Below are 17,887 nucleotides of genomic sequence, written 5' to 3'. Positions count from 1 at the left end.
GCACAGGGCCCCGGCCGCAGAAGCGGCCGGGGCCCTGTTAAGAGACTGTTGTCGGTACTCACGAACCCGTGGGCACGGAGTCAGTCGCCTCCGTCCACAGATCCTGCTCGGCGCGATCCGCCTGGATCTGGCGGTACACGAGGAGCCCGCCGATGGCGGCCAGTGCGACCAGGAGAAGCTTCTTCACCGCGCGACCTCGTCTTTCTTGACGTAAGGGACCTCTGGCGCCCGACTATACACACCGATCGATACCGATCGGTGACCTGGATCCACCCCAACTCCCGCCCCGATCACAGCAGTCGAATCGGGGTGTCGCCGCTCTCCGGCGCCTCACGGCCCGCCGCGGAGTTCACCGCTCCCGACCCCACCCGGGCCTCTCCCAGGCCCTCCAGAGGCCTTTTACGGCCATACGGGTGGTGTTCATCTGAACATCGACGCGCCACGAGCGTCGGTCCCCCACTCTCGGCTCGACATACACATGATGAGGAAAGTACGCAAATCGCCCAACCCGAAAGTGAGAAGCCATGACCGGCTCCAAGGCCATGAAGCTGTGGACCACGCTCATCACCGCCTTCCTCGCACTGTTCGCCACGCTGGGATTCACCACGACGGCAGCGGCGGCCACGCCGGTACAGCAGGCCACGGAAACGTGCAAGAGCACGCCGACCATGACGGCCCCACTCGCGGCCTACTGGGCAGCAGCGTACGAACGGTCCCTGCCGCCCACGATGAAGCAGCGCATCCGGGCCGAGGCCCACGGGTCGTCCCCCAGCTGCCGCCACCTCCCCACGGACGACACGGAGACGGCCGTTGAGGCCGAGGCCCATCCGGGCGGGCTCGCCGCGGAACCGTAGTCACACCCCGGCCACCCCGGCCGCTGTCCCCCAGGGATTCGCACAGACACGAAGAAGACCCCCAGCCGACGGGCTGGGGGTCTTCTTCGTGTCTGTGGGGCTAACAGGATTTGAACCTGTGGCCTCATCCTTATCAGGGATGCGCTCTAACCAACTGAGCTATAGCCCCGCCGCGCTGCGGTGTGTGTCCCGCGCGCTGACCTCTGAAGATTAGCGCACGTGCGGGCCAGTCCCAAAATCGATACCTCCGTGGGCACCGCGCAGGCCGATGCACGCGACAGGACCCCGCCCTGAACGGGCGGGGCCCTGGCCGCGAAGACCCCGGCGTGGAGCACCGGAGGGGAGGTGGAGCTCGGAGGGAGCGCCCCAAGAGAGGGACCGCTACAAGAGAGGGAGCGCTATGACCCTCTTCTTAAAGAAGAGGGTCAAGGAAAGAAGAACTACTCGTCCTCGGCCAGCGTCAGCTCGACGCCGCCCACGAAGCCCGCGGAGAGGTTGTAGATGAAGGCGCCGAGCGTCGCGAGCGCCGTGGCGAGAACCACGTCGATGACCGCGATGATCGTCGTGAACATCAGGACGCGCGGCAGCGACAGGAAGGACTGCAGGTCGAAGCCGTTGGACTCGTTCGAGCCCGTCGCCTCCGAGATCGTGCCGCCCACCGTGGAGAAGACGCCCATGGCGTCCATGACCATCCACAGCACGGCGGCCGCGACGATCGTGCAGATGCCGAGCGCGATAGAGAGCAGGAAGCTGACCTTCATCACCGACCACGGGTCGGCCTTGGCCACCCGCAGTCGCGCCTTGCGCGTACGAGGCGTCGTGCGCGCGCCCGTCCGCGGCCTGCGCACGGAACCCGTCTGGGAATTCTGCTGGTAGGCCTGCGGCGGGTGGTACGGCTGGGAGGCCTGCTGCTGGGGCTGGCGCTCACCGGGCAGGGCACCGGTGGCGCTCTGGGACCCCTGAGTCGCGTGGCCCCCTTGGGCCCCGTCGGCGTACTGCGCTGACTGAGCCGACTGCGGCCCTCGGGTGTCGGTCACGGTTCCCCCCTGGGATCCACGGGACTCATGCGAGTCGGGAGAATCAGTGGCGGAGCCACGGACACCGTCTGTACCGGCTTGGCCGGTTCCACTTGCTCCGGCGCCCGTGGCTCCACTCACGATGACTCTCTCCTCGCGCTACTCGGCCGCGGACTCCGTGCCCTCGTCCGTACCGACGGCCGGCTCGCCGTCGGCCGATTCGACGACGATGTCTCCGTCGACTTCCTCAGCCTCGCGTCCGGCCTCGGCGTTACGAGCGATACCGACCACGGCATCGCGCTTGCCCAGGTTGATCAGTTGGACGCCCATGGTGTCACGGCCCGTCTCCCTGACCTCGTTGACTCGCGTACGAATCACACCGCCGCTCAGGGTGATGGCGAGGATCTCGTCGGTCTCCTCCGTCACCAGCGCCCCCACGAGTTCGCCGCGGTCCTCCACGATCTTGGCGGCCTTGATTCCGAGGCCGCCGCGACCCTGGACGCGGTACTCGTCGACGTTGGTCCGCTTCGCGTACCCACCGTCGGTTGCGGTGAAGACGAAAGTACCCGGCCTGACGACATTCATCGAGAGCAGTTCGTCGCCACCGCGGAAACTCATTCCCTTGACGCCCGACGTCGCACGGCCCATGGGGCGCAGCGCGTCGTCCGTCGCCGTGAACCTGATCGACTGAGCCTTCTTGCTGATGAGCAGCAGATCGTCCTCGGACGAGACGAGTTCGGCACCGATCAGCTCGTCGTCCTTGCCGTCGTCCGTCTCGCGGAGGTTGATGGCGATGACACCGCCGGAGCGAGGCGAGTCGTAGTCCTTGAGCGGGGTCTTCTTGACGAGGCCGCCCTTGGTGGCGAGAACCAGGTAGGGCACCGCTTCGTAGTCCCGGATCGCGAGGATCTCGGCGATCTGCTCGTCCGGCTGGAAGGCGAGCAGGTTGGCCACGTGCTGGCCGCGGGCCTCACGGCCGGCGTCGGGCAGTTCGTACGCCTTCGCGCGGTAGACGCGGCCCTTGTTCGTGAAGAACAGCAGCCAGTGGTGCGTCGTCGACACGAAGAAGTGGTCGACGATGTCGTCCTGCTTCAGCTTCGTGCCGCGCACGCCCTTGCCGCCGCGCTTCTGCGAGCGGTAGTCCTCCGTCTTGGTGCGCTTGATGTAGCCACCGCGCGTGATGGTGACGACGATGTCCTCTTCGGCGATCAGGTCCTCCATGGACATGTCGCCGTCGAAGGGCACGAGCGCCGAGCGACGGTCCTCGCCGAACTTGTCGACGATCGCCGCGAGCTCCTCGCTGATGATCTGGCGCTGCCGCTCGGGCGAGGCCAGGATCGCGTTGTACTCGTTGATCTTCGCCTGCAGTTCGTCGTGCTCGGCGACGATCTTCTGGCGCTCCAGGGCGGCGAGGCGGCGCAGCTGCATCTCGAGGATGGCGTTGGCCTGGATCTCGTCGATCGAGAGCAGGCCCATCAGGCCCTCACGCGCGACGTCGACCGTCTGGCTGGCCCGGATGAGCGCGATGACCTCGTCGATGGCGTCCAGGGCCTTGAGGAGGCCGCGCAGGATGTGCGCCCGCTCCTCGGCCTTGCGCAGCCTGTACTTCGTGCGCCGGACGATGACCTCGACCTGGTGGGTGACCCAGTGCCGGATGAAGGCGTCCAGGGAGAGGGTGCGCGGCACGCCGTCGACCAGGGCCAGCATGTTGGCGCTGAAGTTCGACTGGAGGTCGGTGTGCTTGTAGAGGTTGTTCAGGACGACCTTGGCGACCGCGTCCCGCTTCAGGACGACGACGAGGCGCTGACCCGTACGGGATGACGTCTCGTCGCGGACGTCGGCGATGCCGCCGACCTTGCCGTCCTTGACCAGGTCGGCGATCTTCTGCGCGAGGTTGTCGGGGTTGGTCTGGTAGGGGAGCTCGGTGACCACCAGGCACTGGCGGTTCTGGATCTCCTCGACCGCGACGACCGCGCGCATCGTGATGGAGCCACGGCCCGTGCGGTACGCCTCCTCGATGCCCTTACGGCCCACCACCAGTGCGCCGGTGGGGAAGTCGGGGCCCTTGATGCGCTCGATGAGCGCGTCGAGCAGCTCCTCGTGCGAGGCCTCCGGGTGCTCCAGGGCCCACTGCGCGCCCGCCGCGACCTCGCGGAGGTTGTGCGGCGGAATGTTGGTGGCCATGCCGACCGCGATGCCCGCCGAGCCGTTGATCAGCAGGTTCGGGAAGCGCGCCGGCAGGACCGTCGGCTCCTGGTTGCGGCCGTCGTAGTTGTCCGTGAAGTCGACGGTCTCCTCGTCGATGTCACGGACCATCTCCATGGCCAGCGGCGCCATCTTGCACTCGGTGTACCGCATGGCGGCCGCCGGGTCGTTGCCCGGGGAGCCGAAGTTGCCGTTGGAGTCCACCAGGGGCATCCGCATCGACCACGGCTGGGCCAGGCGGACCAGGGCGTCGTAGATGGAGGAGTCGCCGTGCGGGTGGTAGGTGCCCATGACGTCGCCGACGACGCGGGCGCACTTGTAGAAGCCCTTCTCGGGGCGGTATCCGCCGTCGTACATCGCGTACAGGACGCGGCGGTGCACGGGCTTCAGGCCGTCCCGTACGTCGGGCAGCGCGCGCGACACGATGACGGACATCGCGTAGTCGAGGTACGAGCGCTGCATCTCCGTCTCGAGCCCGACGGGCTCGACACGCAGGCCCACGCCGGGGACGGCGGGCTCCTCTTCGGGCATCACAGGGGTGTTCTCGTCGGCCATTGCTGGTCAAAGTCCTTTCGAGGTGCGGCTTGTGCGGCCGACTCAGATGTCGAGGAAGCGGACGTCCTTGGCGTTGCGCTGGATGAACGAGCGCCGTGCCTCGACGTCCTCTCCCATCAGCACCGAGAAGAGGTCGTCGGCCTGCGCCGCGTCGTCCAGGGTCACCTGGCCGAGGACGCGGTGATCCTGGTCCATCGTCGTGATGCGCAGCTCCTCGGCGTTCATCTCACCGAGACCCTTGAAGCGCTGGACCGAGTCGTCCCTGATGCGCTTGCCCGCCTGGCGGCCGAGCTCGACGAGCGCGTCGCGCTCACGGTCCGAGTACGCGTACTGGAAGTCGTCCCGGCTCCACTTGATCTTGTAGAGCGGCGGGCGCGACAGGTAGACGTGGCCGGACTCGACCAGCGGCCGCATGAAGCGGAACAGGAAGGTCAGCAGCAGGGTGTTGATGTGCTGGCCGTCGACGTCGGCGTCCGCCATCAGGATGATCTTGTGATAGCGGAGCTTCTCGATGTCGAAGTCCTCGTGCACGCCCGTGCCGAAGGCCGAGATCAGGGCCTGGACTTCCTGGTTCTGCAGGATCTTGTCGATCCGTGCCTTCTCGACGTTCAGGATCTTGCCTCGGATGGGCAGGATCGCCTGGTACATCGGGTTGCGGCCCGACTTCGCCGAACCACCGGCGGAGTCACCCTCGACGATGAAGATCTCGCACTTCGTCGGGTCGTTCGACTGGCAGTCGCTGAGCTTTCCGGGCAGCGAGGCCGATTCGAGCAGCCCCTTGCGGCGGGTCAGGTCGCGCGCCTTGCGGGCGGCGACACGGGCCGTGGCGGCCTGGATGCCCTTGCGGATGATGTCCGCGGCCTCGTTCGGATTGCGGTCGAACCAGTCCGTGAGGTGCTCGTGCACGACCTTCTGCACGAAGGTCTTCGCCTCCGTGTTGCCCAGCTTGGTCTTGGTCTGGCCCTCGAACTGCGGCTCGCCCAGCTTCACCGAGATGATCGCCGTCAGACCCTCGCGGATGTCCTCGCCCGTGAGGTTGTCGTCCTTCTCGCGCAGCAGCTTCTTCTCGCGCGCGTACCGGTTGACCAGGCCCGTCAGCGCGGCCCTGAAGCCCTCTTCGTGCGTACCGCCCTCATGCGTGTGGATCGTGTTCGCGAAGGAGTAGACACCTTCGGTGTACTGCGAGTTCCACTGCATGGCGATCTCGGCCGAGAGCATGCGCTCCTTGTCCTCGGCCTCGACGTCGATGACGGTCGGATGAATCATTTCTCCCTTGCGGGAGTTGAGGTACTTCACGAAGTCGACGATGCCGCCTTCGTAGTGGTACGTCACCGTGCGGGCCTCGGCGGCCTCGTCGTCGGTGGCCTCGGCCGAGTCCGCACCCGCCGTCGCCTTCGCCGACTCGCGCTCGTCGGTGAGCTTGATGGTCAGTCCCTTGTTGAGGAACGCCATCTCCTGGAAGCGCCGTGCCAGCGTTTCGAAGGAGTACTCCGTCGTCTCGAAGACGTCCGGGTCGGCCCAGAAGGTGACCGTGGTGCCCGAGTCCTGGACCGCCTCGTGCTTGGCGAGCGGGGCCGTCGGCACACCCAGCTTGTAGTCCTGGGTCCAGCGGTAGCCGTCGGTCCGGATGTCGACCGCGAGCTTCGTCGACAAGGCGTTCACGACGGAGACACCGACGCCGTGCAGGCCACCGGAGACCGCGTACCCGCCGCCGCCGAACTTGCCGCCCGCGTGCAGCACGGTGAGCACGACCTCGACGGCCGGCTTCTTCTCGACGGGGTGGATGCCCACCGGGATGCCTCGGCCGTTGTCGATGACGCGTACGCCGCCGTCGGCAAGGATCGTGACGTCGATGGTGTCCGCGTGCCCGGCGAGGGCCTCGTCGACGGAGTTGTCGACAACCTCTTGCACGAGGTGATGCAGGCCACGCTCACCGGTCGACCCGATGTACATGCCGGGCCGCTTGCGGACCGCGTCCAGACCCTCGAGGACGGTGATCGCGCTGGCGTCGTACAAGGCTGTGACCTCGCCGTTCTCGCCAGCGACGGTAGACGGGATGTTCTCGTTGGGGTTGCCGGAATCGGCCACGAAGCGCCCTTTCTGGCACAGCACAAGCCAAGCACCCGGCGGTGGCCGGAGCGGCTGCGTCGTTCAGCGATAGTCAGCGTTGTTCTATGGGTCCCACGAGTGGGGCGGGATTAGCTTCCAGTCTACCGGTAGCGCCGACAGTGATGGGGGTTTGCCGGTACCTGAGTCCGCATGTGCCGTCCTGAAGCGGCGTCCTCCGACTCCCCATATGCGGAGCGGGGCCCTAGGAGGCTCACAGCGGCACTCAGCGCTTCGGGGTGTCAACCTTGAGCTACCACTCGGTACGGACTCAGCCGTAGGTGTCCCCGGGACCCGTGCTGCCCGGTGCACGCAAGGGCCCGAAGCGCCGCGTGGGGCCGCTGGGACCAAGGACTTTGATGAGGCGCACGGTGCCGTGGCCCAGGTCCTCGTTGAGACGCGCGACCAGCTGCGGGGCCAGGAGGCGCAGATTCGTCGCCCAGGCCGTGGAATCGCACTGGACGGTCAGGACGCGCTCGTTCTCGTCGTACCGCTGGGGCACGCAGTGCTTGGCCAGGTCCTCGCCGACGATCTGCGGCCAGCGGCCCATCACACCGCCGACCGCGGCTGGGGTCTCCCAGCCGCGCTCGGTGATCAAGCGGTTGATGGCGGAGCCGAGCGGCTGCGGGTCACGCCCGTCGGCGCGAGCGCCGGAGCGAAGACCTCCTCTGCGGGCCTGCTTCTTCTGCTGGGCGGCGTCCCCACGCGCGCGTGCCTGTTCCTTGGCGGCGCGCAGGGCGACCCGGGCGAGGTCGACACCGGAGGGCTCGGGCGGCTTCGGCGTCTCCTTGGGAGCGTCCTGAGGCGTGCCCTTGGCGGGCTCTTCGGCGCTCATGTGCGCTCGCTGCTCGGGCGCGTCATACGCGCTCCACCGCGCCGTCCGACACCGCGAACCGCGTCCCGGCGAGCACGCCCGGCACGTCGTCGTCCACCGCGGCCGTGACCAGGACCTGCTCGCCCGGCGCCACCAGCTCGGCGAGGCGCTCCCGGCGGCGCGCGTCGAGCTCCGCGAACACGTCGTCCAGGACGAGCACGGGTTCGTTCCCCTCGGCGCGCAGGAGGTCGTACGAGGCGAGGCGCAGCGACAGGGCGTACGACCAGGACTCGCCATGGCTCGCGTATCCCTTGGCGGGAAGCTGGCCCAGCTTCAGGAGCAGGTCGTCGCGGTGCGGGCCGACCAGCGTCACGCCCCGCTCGATCTCCTGCTTGCGGGCCTCTTCGAGGGCGGCGATCAGCTGCTCGAACAGAGCCTCGCGTGTATGGCCGTCGCCCGGCGCGGACGGCTTGTACTCAAGGGTGACGGGTCCGCCGCCGGGCGCCAGCTGTTCGTACGCCTTGTCGGCGAGCGGCTGCAGCGCGGCGATCAGGTCGAGCCGCTGTGTGAGCAGCTCGGCGCCCGCGCGCGCGAGGTGCTGGTCCCAGACGTCGAGTGTGGACAGGTCCATGGAGCGCCCGCCGTGCCGCCGTGCCAGGGCCGCCGACTTCAGGAGGGTGTTGCGCTGCTTCAGCACCCGGTCGTAGTCGGAGCGGACGCCCGCCATCCGGGGGGAGCGGGCCGTGATCAGCTCGTCCAGGAACCGCCGGCGCTCACCGGGGTCGCCCTTGATCAGCGCCAGATCCTCGGGAGCGAACAGCACCGTGCGCACGATTCCGAGCACGTCACGGGGTCTGACCTGCGACGACCGGTTGATACGGGCGCGGTTGGCCTTGCCCGGGTTGAGTTCGAGCTCGACCAGTTGCTGACGCTCAGCCTGGCGGACCTGGGCCCTGATGACGGCGCGCTCGGCGCCCATGCGCACCAGTGGGGCGTCCGAGGAGACCCGGTGGCTGCCGAGCGTGGCGAGATAGCCGACGGCCTCCACGAGGTTCGTCTTCCCCTGGCCGTTGGGGCCCACGAACGCGGTGACGCCCGGGTCGAGAGGGACCTCGACCCGGGCGTACGAGCGGAAGTCGGCCAGCGACAGATGCGTGACATGCATGGTGTGCGCCGACCTCCCCCGGCTTGCTTCTCTTGCTGAGAGGCCTGTGGGAAACAGCTGCCGTTCCCCACAGGCTGTGGATCAGTTCTCGCTCTTGGACTCGACCGCGTGGCCACCGAACTGGTTGCGCAGTGCCGCGATCATCTTCATCTGCGGGGAGTCGTCCTGCCGCGAGGCGAACCGGGCGAAGAGGGAGGCCGTGATCGCGGGCAGCGGCACGGCGTTGTCGATGGCGGCTTCCACCGTCCACCGGCCTTCTCCGGAGTCCTGCGCGAAGCCGCGCAGCTTCTCCAGGTGCTCGTCGTCGTCCAGGGCGTTGACCGCGAGGTCGAGCAGCCAGGAACGGATGACCGTGCCCTCCTGCCAGGAGCGGAAGACCTCGCGCACGTCCGTGACGGAGTCGACCTTCTCCAGGAGCTCCCAGCCCTCGGCGTAGGCCTGCATCATGGCGTACTCGATGCCGTTGTGGACCATCTTCGAGAAGTGGCCCGCCCCGACCTTGCCGGCGTGCACGGAGCCGAAGTCGCCCTCGGGCTTCAGCGCGTCGAAGATCGGCTGGACCTTCGCGATGTTCTCGGCGTCGCCGCCGTACATCAGCGCGTAGCCGTTCTTGAGGCCCCAGACGCCGCCGGAGACGCCGCAGTCGACGAAGCCGATCCCCTTGGCCTTGAGCTCCTCGGCGTGCTTCTCGTCGTCGGTCCAGCGGGAGTTGCCGCCGTCCACGACGACGTCACCGGGCTGGAGCAGCTCGGCGAGCTCGTCGACGGTGGACTGGGTCGCGGCTCCGGCCGGAACCATCACCCAGACGACACGCGGGCCCTTGAGCTTGCCCACAAGCTCTTCGAGGCTGTGGACATCCGCGACGTCCGGGTTGCGGTCGTATCCGATGACGGTGTGGCCTGCGCGGCGGATGCGCTCACGCATGTTGCCGCCCATCTTGCCGAGGCCGACGAGACCGAGCTCCATCAGTGGTTCCTTAAGTAGCGATGTGGCGTGGAGGCACCTTCGTACCCGCGTCCGAGCCTACGCCCGGACGCCCGCTCACACCTGTGGGCTCAGCCGCTCAGACGTACGGGCATGATCAGGTACTTGTAGGCCTCGTCGGCCTCCGCGTCCACGGCCGGCCTGCCGCTCAGGAGCGCGGGCTTCGTCGACGTCGTGAACGACAGCTGGGCGACCGGGGAGTCGATCGCGCTCAGGCCGTCGAGCAGGAACGTCGGGTTGAAGGCGATCGAGACGTCGTCGCCCTCGAGCTGGGCGTCGACCCTTTCCACAGCCTGTGCGTCGTCGCTGGAGCCGGCCTCCAGGATCAGCACGCCCTGCTCGAAGCTGAGCCGGACCGGAGTGTTCCGCTCGGCCACCAGGGCCACGCGCTTGACGGCCTCGACGAACGGGGCGGTCTCGATGACCGCGATCGAGTTGAACTCCGTGGGGAAGAGCGTCTTGTACTTCGGCAGGTCGCCCTCGAGGAGACGCGTGGTCGTACGCCGTCCGGCGCCCTCGAAACCGATCAGTCCCTCACCGGCACCGGAGCCGGACAGCGCCAGGGTGACCGTGTCGCCGCTCGTGAGCGCCTTCGCGGTGTCCAGGAGCGTCTTGGCGGGCACCAGGGCGACCGCGGACGCCTCGGGGTTCTCCGGCTTCCACAGGAACTCGCGGACCGCGAAGCGGTAGCGGTCCGTGGACGCCAGGGTGACCGTGTCGCCCTCGATCTCGATGCGTACGCCGGTCAGGACGGGCAGCGTGTCGTCGCGGCCCGCGGCGATGGCCACCTGCGCGGCCGCCGAGGCGAAGACCTCACCGGGGACCGTGCCGGTCGCGGTGGGCATCTGCGGCAGCGCGGGGTACTCCTCCACAGGAAGTGTGTGGAGTGTGAATCGCGAGGAGCCGCAGACCACCGTGGCCCGCACACCGTCCGTGGAGATCTCCACCGGGCGGTTGGGAAGGGCGCGGCAGATGTCGGCGAGGAGCCGGCCGGAGACGAGCACCGTGCCCTCGTCGTCGATCTCGGCGTCCACGGAGACACGCGCCGAGACCTCGTAGTCGAAGCTGGAAAGGCTGAGTGCGCCTTCCTCGGCCTTCAGCAGCAGGCCCGCGAGGACAGGTGCCGGTGGCCGGGCCGGGAGACTGCGCGCCGCCCACGCCACTGCCTCCGCGAGTACGTCGCGTTCCACCCGGATCTTCACTTAGCCGCCCTCCTGCTGTTGCTGGCACTGGGGACCAGTCTGACGCACCGCACTGACAGTGGGTGCCCGTCGGGGTCAAGTCGTGACGAGCGGCGGGCGAGGTCCGGAGCGCGAGTTGTGCACAGGCCCCTCTTCGAAGCCAATTCCCCGGTGACTCTAGGGGGCAGTAGTAGTAGGGCCTGTGGAAACCGTGGATAACCGTGTATGCGCAGGTCAGTGCCGGTTTTTTATCCACTGCGCCTGTGGGCGGAGGCGGTGGACAACCGGTGGTTTCTGTGGACGGGCGAAAGTTCTGCACACCCGATGCACAGGCAGGGGGTACTTCTCCCCAGCGCCGTCCCCAGTTTTACCCACCTTCCCCACAGGCCAACCGACCACCTTGGTGTGACGCCTTTCACTCGGCACGGTGACGGGGCGCGTTGCGTTGCCGAACAGTGGACAGCCGTGTGGAGAAGCTGGGGAAAGCTGGGGACAACCGGCCCGAGCCTGTGGGTTGCCGGTGGACAAGTTCATGCACACCCTGTGGACGAGATTTTCCTCCACAGCCTGTGGAGGACCGTCGTCCACCAATCCACAACCACGTGACCTGGCTTGATGATCCTTCAGCAGGGTCCCCTGTGGACAGAGTCTGGACAACTTCCCGGTCCCCAGGGTGTGGAGGGGAAAAAGTGCGCACATCTGTGGAGAACAGGCCTCTCAGCTGGGGAAATCGAACAGCGAGGGGCGTCGTGCGGCTCGGATCGGACTCGGATCGGGTGCGGATCCGGCTCAGCTCCGGCTCGAATCCGCCTCGTAGCGAGCTGCACGCGCGCGTGCACAACGGCGAAGGGCGCCCCGGACATTGGTCCTGGGCGCCCTTCGTGACGTGTCGGCGCTACGTCTCCGTGGCTCTCGGCGCAGCCGTGAGCGTGCGTGCCGGCTCTGCGTCAGCCGTTCTTGATGCGGTTGGTGAGCTCGGTGACCTGGTTGTAGATCGAGCGTCGCTCGGCCATCAACGCGCGGATCTTGCGGTCCGCGTGCATGACCGTCGTGTGGTCGCGGCCGCCGAACTGCGCGCCGATCTTGGGCAGGGAGAGATCCGTCAGCTCGCGGCAGAGGTACATCGCGATCTGGCGGGCCGTCACCAGCACACGGCTACGCGAGGATCCGCAGAGGTCGTCCACCGTCAGACCGAAGTAGTCCGCGGTCGCGGCCATGATGGCCGGAGCCGTGATCTCCGGAGAGGCGTCCTCGCCGCCCGGGATCAGGTCCTTCAGGACGATCTCCGTCAGGCCCAGGTCCACTGGCTGCCGATTGAGCGAGGCGAAGGCCGTGACCCGGATCAGCGCGCCCTCGAGTTCACGGATGTTGCGTGAGATACGGGACGCGATGAACTCCAGGACCTCCGGCGGGGCGTTGAGCTGCTCCTGCACCGCCTTCTTACGAAGGATGGCGATACGCGTCTCGAGCTCCGGCGGCTGGACGTCGGTGATCAGTCCCCACTCGAAGCGGTTGCGCAGCCGGTCCTCCAGCGTCACCAGCTGCTTGGGCGGCCGGTCGCTGGAGAGCACGATCTGCTTGTTCGCGTTGTGGAGCGTATTGAAGGTGTGGAAGAACTCCTCCTGCGTCGACTCCTTGCTCGCGAGGAACTGGATGTCGTCGACGAGCAGGATGTCCATCTCGCGGTACCGCTTGCGGAAGGTGTCGCCCTTGCCGTCGCGGATGGAGTTGATGAACTCGTTCGTGAACTCCTCGGAGCTCACATAGCGCACGCGCGTGCCGGGGTAGAGGCTGCGGGCGTAGTGACCGATGGCGTGCAGCAGGTGCGTTTTGCCGAGCCCGGACTCTCCGTAGATGAAGAGGGGGTTGTACGCCTTGGCGGGCGCCTCGGCCACGGCGACGGCCGCTGCGTGTGCGAAACGGTTCGAGGCGCCGATCACGAACGTGTCGAAGAGGTACTTCGGGTTGAGGCGCGCGGTGGGTTCGCCGGGCGCCGACGCCGGGGCCGGCTGAGCGGCCAGCGGGCCGGGGGTGCCGCTGCCGTGGACACCGTGGCCGTTGCCGTGGCCGCTGCCCCTGGGGTCGTGGCCGCCGGATCCCTGCGACTGGTCGTGACGCTCACGTCTGTCGTGCCGGTCGTGACGGTCCTGCTGCTCCTGCCGGTCCTGGCGGTGCTGCTCATAGGGGGAGCGCCCCTGCGGGGGCTGCGACCGGTAGTCGTGCTGGGGCTGCTGCTGCGGGCTCGCGTACGGGTCCCGCTCGGGGAAGCCGAGCCGCTGCTGCTGCCAGCCGTAGTCGTCCTGCTGGGGCGGCTGCTGCTGCGGCCAGGCGCCGGGCGAGGGGCGCTGGTAGTCGGGGTACGCCGGGCGGGCGGTCGGCAGCTGGTCGGGCCCGTGGCCCGGGGCGTGGTCGTCCGAGGTACGGCGGCCGTAACCGTCGTAGGGCTCGTGCCCCTGATTGGGGCCCGGGTGCTGCTCCGGCTCTTCGTAGCGCTGCTGCTGTTGCTGGCCTGGCTGCTGCTGGTACGGCGGCGGCGTGGGGCCGGGTCGGTCCATGGGCTCGCCGACCGAGTCGTCCACCGTGATGGCGATACGGATCGGTCGGCCGCACTCGCGGCTCAGCGACTCGCTGACGATGGGGGCCAGGCGGCCTTCGAGCACGCCCTTGGCGAACTCGTTCGGCACGGCGAGCAGGGCGGTGTCGGCGACCAGCGCCAGTGGCTGGCAGCGCTTGATCCAGCGCTCGTCCTTCGCGTCTACTCCGTGTCCCCGCCCCTCACCCAGCAGCTGCTCCAGAACTCGTGGCCACACTGCGGCAAGATCGGCAGGTACATCAGCCACAAGGCACGCTCTCTCACGGGGTCCCACGAAGGTGTGATTCGTGGGACGGAAATCGGGATGGGGAGGGAGAAGGGAATGAATCGGAGTTTGGCCAAGGTAGTCAGGGCAACGGCTGCGGTTCAAGTTGTTGTCCACAGGCTGTGCACAGTGTCTCTCCCTGACGGTCGGTTTGACCGGATGGCGTAGCCCCGCGTACCGTGACCAGGTCGAGTTGTCGATGGCTGCTGCCGCCTGCCTCCGATGGGCAAAGATCACGATCTGTGATTGTGAAGCGGTGCACTCGGTGCGTATTCGCGAGCTTCTCGTGGGCGCACGGTGACAGCCAGGCGATGTCCCGCCACCACACAATCATTTCTGGAGCCCCCGAGTGAGCAAGCGCACCTTCCAGCCGAACAACCGCCGCCGCGCCAAGACCCACGGCTTCCGCCTGCGGATGCGCACCCGTGCCGGCCGCGCGATCCTCGCGAACCGTCGTGGCAAGGGTCGCGCCAGCCTTTCCGCCTAATCGTTTAGGTCATGACGTCGTGCTGCCTACCGAGCATCGGCTGAGGCGGCGCGAAGACTTCGCGACCGCGGTACGCCGAGGACGACGGGCCGGACGCCCGCTTCTCGTCGTCCATCTTCGTAGCGGTGCAACGGACCCGCACGCGCCTGGGGAGAGCGTTCCCCCGACGCGTGCGGGTTTCGTCGTGAGCAAGGCCGTTGGCGGAGCAGTCGTACGCAATACGGTGAAGCGCAGGCTTCGCCATCTGATGCGCGACCGGGTGGGCCAGCTGCCCCCCGGTAGCCTGGTAGTCGTACGAGCGTTGCCCGGATCGGGCGACGCCGCCCATGCACAGCTGGCCCAAGACCTGGACGCCGCTCTTCAGCGGCTGCTGGGAGGGGGCGCTCGATGAAGTACCCACTGCTGGCTCTGATCAAGCTGTATCAGTGGACGATCAGTCCGCTGCTTGGTCCGGTGTGCAAGTACTACCCGTCGTGCTCTCGCTACGGCTACCTGGCCATCGACCGGCACGGTGCGATCAAGGGAACGGCGCTGACGGCCTGGCGCATCCTGCGGTGCAATCCGTGGTCGCTCGGTGGTGTCGACCATGTCCCGCCGCGCAAGCGTCCGCGGTGGCACGAGATGCTGCGCGCCATGTGGCGCGAGCGCAAGGGCGGGCCCTCCGCCGCTGGCGTGCCCTCCGAGGAGATTTCCCCGGATACCCCGAGCCCGGCCGCCGAGACCCCGTCCCATGCTCAAGGAGCCTGATTAGTGGACACGATTGCCAGTCTGTTCAGCTTCATCACGACACCCGTTTCCTGGGTCATCGTCCAGTTCCACTCGCTGTACGGGGCCATCTTCGGTCCTGACACGGGCTGGGCCTGGGGCTTGTCCATCGTGTCCCTGGTGATCTTGATCCGTATCTGCCTGATCCCGCTCTTCGTGAAGCAGATCAAGGCGACCCGGGCGATGCAGACGCTGCAGCCCGAGATGAAGAAGATCCAGGAACGCTACAAGAGCGACAAGCAGCGTCAGTCCGAAGAGATGATGAAGCTGTACAAGGAGTCGGGCACCAACCCGCTCTCCTCGTGCCTTCCCATCCTGGCGCAGTCGCCGTTCTTCTTCGCCCTCTACCACGTGCTCTCCGGCATCGCGTCGAACGACACCATCGGCGTCATCGACAAGCCGCTGCTCGAGAGTGCGCAGAAGGCGCACATCTTCGGCGCCCCGCTGGCCGCGAAGTTCATGGACAGCCAGGAGAAGGTCGAGGCGCTCCACGCGTCGCTGACCGACGTCCGCGTCGTCACCGCCATCATGATCATCCTGATGTCGGCGTCGCAGTTCTTCACCCAGCGCCAGCTGATGACGAAGAACGTGGACACGACGGTCAAGACGCCGTTCATGCAGCAGCAGAAGATGCTGATGTACGTCTTCCCGATCATGTTCGCCGTGTTCGGCATCAACTTCCCGGTCGGTGTTCTCGTCTACTGGCTGACCACCAACGTGTGGACCATGGGTCAGCAGATGTTCGTGATCCGCCGTAACCCGACCCCGGGCTCCAAGGCTCAGGCCGCGTATCTCGAGCGCCTGCAGAAGCAGATCACGCACCACAAGAAGGTGCGGGGCCGCGGCAACGTGAACGTCATGAAGGCGATCGTCGCCAAGGGACGTGACCGCAACGAGTTCGAGCGCAAGTTCATCAACGGCCTGAGCAAGGCGGGCCTCGTGGCCCAGACCGACGGCTCCGTCGCGCCGAGCGACTCCGCTGTCGCCACGGAGACCGAGGACGGGGCTCCCGTCGGCGGCGCTACCCCGAAGCGGCAGCAGCCCAAGCGCCAGAGCAAGTCGCAGCGCCAGTCCGCCGCCACACACGGCAAGGCGGAGAGCGACACAGAGACGCCTTCGGACGCGAAGACGTCACTGGAGAAGACTCAGGACGAGCCTGAGGACGCCGCTCCCCAGGGCAAGCCCGAGGGCGGCAAGTCCGGGTCAGGTAACGCACGCCAAGCCAAGTCGGGGCAGCGCAAGGGCCAGCAGCGGCCCAAGCACCCGTCCAAGAAGTAGAAGGAGTCCATCCCGTGACGGAAGGCACCACCGCCCCCGCCGAGGCCGAGGTCGAGGCCGGCGACACCCTCACCCGCCTTGAGCAGGAGGGTGAGATCGCGGCGGACTACCTCGAGGGTCTGCTGGACATCGCCGATCTCGACGGCGACATCGACATGGACGTCGAGGCCGACCGCGCCGCTGTCTCGATCATCAGCGACTCGCACAGCCGCGACCTGCAGAAGCTCGTCGGCCGTGACGGTGAGGTCCTGGAGGCGCTCCAGGAGCTGACGCGTCTCGCCGTACACCGCGAGACCGGTGACCGCAGTCGCCTCATGCTGGACATCGCGGGCTACCGCGCCAAGAAGCGCGAGGAGCTCTCCGAGCTGGGTGCCAAGGCCGCGGCCGAGGTGAAGAGCTCGGGTGAGCCGGTCAACCTCAAGCCGATGACGCCCTTCGAGCGCAAGGTCGTGCATGATGCGGTCAAGGCCGCCGGTCTGCGCAGCGAGTCCGAGGGCGAGGAGCCGCAGCGCTTCGTCGTCGTACTTCCCGCCTGATCGCACGTTGTTTCCCCGGCCCCGTCTGTTCGCAGGCGGGGCCGGTCTTTGTCAGCCTGATAGTCAGCCACCCCAGTGCGGTACGGAAGGACGGTCCCCGTGACGGAGGCAGCGGAGCTCCCCCCGGCGCCCGAGCAGGCCCGGACGGTATTCGGTGAGCGCTTCTCGGACGCGGTCCGGTACGCGGAGTTGCTGGCCGACGCGGGAGTGCAGCGCGGGCTGATCGGCCCGCGCGAAGTGCCTCGACTGTGGGAGCGGCACCTGCTGAACTGCGCGGTCCTCTCCGAGGTCGTGCCCGAGAACGTGATGGTGTGCGACGTCGGCTCGGGAGCGGGCCTGCCGGGCATTCCGCTGGCGCTCGTCCGCCCGGATCTCAAGATCACACTGCTTGAACCTCTGCTGCGGCGGACCACCTTCCTCACCGAAGTGGTCGAGCTGCTCGGGCTCGACCATGTGACCGTCGTGCGGGGGCGCGCCGAGGAGGTTCTTGGCAAGCTGCCTCCCGTCCACGTGGTGACCGCGCGGGCGGTGGCGCCACTGGACCGCCTCGCGGCCTGGGGAGTGCCGCTCCTGCGCCCCTATGGGGAGATGCTTCTACTCAAGGGCGACACGGCCGAGGAAGAGGTCAAGGGTGCCGGGGCCGCGCTGAGCAAGCTCGGCGCGGTGACCACCTCGGTGCTGCATGTCGGTGAGGGCGTGGTGGACCCGCTGTCCACGGTCGTACGGGTCGAGGTCGGGGAGAGCCCCGGCGGTGTGCGCTTCGCGGCCAAGCGCGCGAAGGCTGCCCGGACCGGGCGTACCCGACGTCGCCGCTGAGCGGTCCCCACCCTCGTCGTTGATCCGTCCTGACGACGAGCCGTACTCCACAAAAGCTGCCAAACGTACGCATACCGGGGTGTCGCGCATGCGGCACCCCGGCTGCCGTGCATCGTGTTTCACGTGAAACGTCGCTCACTGCTGCATGGCATCATCAGTCGCGGCCGCGCTGCGGAACCTCGCGAGCGTCGGCCACTCGGTTCCCTCGATAAGGGAACGGAGTTGTCCACAGAGGTGGATTCGTCCACAGAAGACCGGGCCTCGCTG

Annotated in this window: 16 protein-coding genes and 1 tRNA gene; 7 read left to right on the top strand and 10 right to left on the bottom strand. The window is 67.6% G+C overall.

What is annotated here, in order from left to right:
- Positions 1 to 58: 58 nt before the first annotated feature.
- The gene (locus ACWGIH_RS15295) at positions 59 to 187 is read right to left on the bottom strand and encodes a DLW-39 family protein (protein ID WP_003999697.1); all 129 of its coding nucleotides are present in this window, start codon (positions 185 to 187) and stop codon (positions 59 to 61) included.
- A gap of 337 nt (positions 188 to 524) precedes the next feature.
- Here ACWGIH_RS15295 and ACWGIH_RS15290 point away from each other — a divergent pair, with 337 nt between their 5' ends.
- Positions 525 to 854: a DUF6344 domain-containing protein gene (locus tag ACWGIH_RS15290; RefSeq protein WP_453452804.1), complete on the top strand. Its 330-nt coding sequence runs from the start codon at positions 525 to 527 to the stop codon at positions 852 to 854.
- Between the two features lie 95 nt (positions 855 to 949).
- Here ACWGIH_RS15290 and ACWGIH_RS15285 read toward each other — a convergent pair.
- The 9 genes from ACWGIH_RS15285 to dnaA form a co-directional block, all read right to left on the bottom strand.
- Positions 950 to 1,023, bottom strand: a tRNA-Ile gene (locus ACWGIH_RS15285).
- A gap of 271 nt (positions 1,024 to 1,294) precedes the next feature.
- Positions 1,295 to 2,011 carry a DUF3566 domain-containing protein gene (locus ACWGIH_RS15280; protein WP_453451513.1) on the bottom strand — a complete coding sequence of 239 codons (717 nt, stop codon included), beginning with the start codon at positions 2,009 to 2,011 and terminating at the stop codon, positions 1,295 to 1,297.
- An 18-nt stretch (positions 2,012 to 2,029) separates the two neighbouring features.
- Positions 2,030 to 4,630: a DNA gyrase subunit A gene (gyrA, locus tag ACWGIH_RS15275; protein ID WP_453451512.1), complete on the bottom strand. Its 2,601-nt coding sequence runs from the start codon at positions 4,628 to 4,630 to the stop codon at positions 2,030 to 2,032.
- A 42-nt stretch (positions 4,631 to 4,672) separates the two neighbouring features.
- On the bottom strand, positions 4,673 to 6,742 hold the full coding sequence (gene gyrB, locus ACWGIH_RS15270; RefSeq protein ID WP_453451511.1) for a DNA topoisomerase (ATP-hydrolyzing) subunit B: 2,070 nt from the start codon (positions 6,740 to 6,742) through the stop codon (positions 4,673 to 4,675).
- 265 nt (positions 6,743 to 7,007) lie between these two features.
- Positions 7,008 to 7,571 carry a DUF721 domain-containing protein gene (locus tag ACWGIH_RS15265; protein WP_453451510.1) on the bottom strand — a complete coding sequence of 188 codons (564 nt, stop codon included), beginning with the start codon at positions 7,569 to 7,571 and terminating at the stop codon, positions 7,008 to 7,010.
- 22 nt (positions 7,572 to 7,593) lie between these two features.
- Positions 7,594 to 8,715: a DNA replication/repair protein RecF gene (gene recF / locus ACWGIH_RS15260; protein ID WP_453451509.1), complete on the bottom strand. Its 1,122-nt coding sequence runs from the start codon at positions 8,713 to 8,715 to the stop codon at positions 7,594 to 7,596.
- An 81-nt stretch (positions 8,716 to 8,796) separates the two neighbouring features.
- Positions 8,797 to 9,681, bottom strand: a complete 885-nt coding sequence (gnd, locus tag ACWGIH_RS15255) for a phosphogluconate dehydrogenase (NAD(+)-dependent, decarboxylating) (protein WP_453451508.1) — start codon at positions 9,679 to 9,681, stop codon at positions 8,797 to 8,799.
- 89 nt (positions 9,682 to 9,770) lie between these two features.
- Positions 9,771 to 10,901, bottom strand: coding sequence for a DNA polymerase III subunit beta (gene dnaN / locus ACWGIH_RS15250; RefSeq protein ID WP_344518427.1), 1,131 nt, complete (start codon positions 10,899 to 10,901; stop codon positions 9,771 to 9,773).
- A 926-nt stretch (positions 10,902 to 11,827) separates the two neighbouring features.
- On the bottom strand, positions 11,828 to 13,720 hold the full coding sequence (gene dnaA, locus ACWGIH_RS15245) for a chromosomal replication initiator protein DnaA (RefSeq protein WP_453451506.1): 1,893 nt from the start codon (positions 13,718 to 13,720) through the stop codon (positions 11,828 to 11,830).
- A gap of 367 nt (positions 13,721 to 14,087) precedes the next feature.
- On the opposite strand from dnaA, the gene rpmH reads away from it, so the two are divergent.
- The 6 genes from rpmH to rsmG all read left to right on the top strand — a co-directional run bounded on the left by rpmH (position 14,088) and on the right by rsmG (position 17,620).
- The gene (gene rpmH, locus ACWGIH_RS15240; RefSeq protein WP_006381191.1) at positions 14,088 to 14,225 is read left to right on the top strand and encodes a 50S ribosomal protein L34; all 138 of its coding nucleotides are present in this window, start codon (positions 14,088 to 14,090) and stop codon (positions 14,223 to 14,225) included.
- 19 nt (positions 14,226 to 14,244) lie between these two features.
- A complete protein-coding gene (gene rnpA / locus ACWGIH_RS15235; RefSeq protein WP_363210336.1) occupies positions 14,245 to 14,616 on the top strand; it encodes a ribonuclease P protein component in 372 nt (123 codons plus the stop codon).
- On the top strand, positions 14,613 to 14,972 hold the full coding sequence (gene yidD / locus ACWGIH_RS15230) for a membrane protein insertion efficiency factor YidD (protein WP_453451505.1): 360 nt from the start codon (positions 14,613 to 14,615) through the stop codon (positions 14,970 to 14,972). The genes rnpA and yidD overlap by 4 nt, the downstream gene beginning before the upstream one ends.
- A gap of 3 nt (positions 14,973 to 14,975) precedes the next feature.
- Entirely contained in the window at positions 14,976 to 16,268 is a 1,293-nt protein-coding gene (gene yidC, locus ACWGIH_RS15225; protein WP_453451504.1) for a membrane protein insertase YidC, read from the top strand.
- A 14-nt stretch (positions 16,269 to 16,282) separates the two neighbouring features.
- Positions 16,283 to 16,804 (top strand): Jag family protein, encoded by a 522-nt coding sequence (locus ACWGIH_RS15220; RefSeq protein WP_363210333.1) that lies wholly within the window; start codon positions 16,283 to 16,285, stop codon positions 16,802 to 16,804.
- Between the two features lie 99 nt (positions 16,805 to 16,903).
- Complete coding sequence (rsmG, locus tag ACWGIH_RS15215) at positions 16,904 to 17,620, top strand: 16S rRNA (guanine(527)-N(7))-methyltransferase RsmG (RefSeq protein ID WP_453451503.1); 717 nt, start codon at positions 16,904 to 16,906, stop codon at positions 17,618 to 17,620.
- Positions 17,621 to 17,887: the final 267 nt, after the last annotated feature.

This window comes from Streptomyces sp. NPDC054872 (assembly GCF_053610705.1).
This window is presented reverse-complemented; position numbering and strand designations above follow the sequence as displayed.